Source organism: Oleiphilus sp. HI0123 (genome assembly GCF_001635315.1).
Genome location: NZ_LWGE01000169.1, coordinates 1 through 540, shown reverse-complemented (window position 1 = coordinate 540; position 540 = coordinate 1). Strand labels below are relative to the sequence as shown.

Here is a 540-nt window from a genome sequence, read left to right as displayed (position 1 = left end):
GATGGTGTTTGGCTAGGCGGTTTACCCGAGGTGCTTGAGCTTATTACCGTCGGGCAAGGTTTTGTTTCGGTTGGTGAAAAGGTCAGCCCTGTTCGAGTTTCGGCAGAAGATAAGGCGTCAGGAGTAGATTCTTAATGAAAGAGTACTTTGGTACGGCACCAAAAACGCCAATCGACTGGGCGATAGAGCGTCGCCGTGCTGTGCTGTTGGTCTTGGTATTTTTACTAATATCCGGGATTTTTGCTTATCAGAGTATCCCAAAAGAGTCTGAGCCGGATATTGCCATTCCTATTGTTTACGTATCGATGTCGCATGAGGGTATTTCACCTGAAGATGCCGAGCGCCTACTTATTCGGCCAATGGAGAAAGAGCTTAAGTCGATAGAGGGTGTCAAAGAGATGAGCTCCGTTGCCTCCGAAGGGCATGCATCGGTGACGCTTGAATTTGATGCCGGTTTTGACAGTGATACGGCCTTGGATGACGTCCGTGAAAAGGTTGACCGTGCCAAATCAAAGCTACCTGCGAGTAGTGATGAACCTG

1 protein-coding gene is annotated in these 540 nt (G+C 48.7%); it reads left to right on the top strand.

Annotation, left to right across the window (positions count from 1 at the left end):
* Positions 1-134: 134 nt before the first annotated feature.
* The coding region (locus A3761_RS01515; RefSeq protein ID WP_197472724.1) for an efflux RND transporter permease subunit at positions 135-540 on the top strand (406 nt) is incomplete at its 3' end.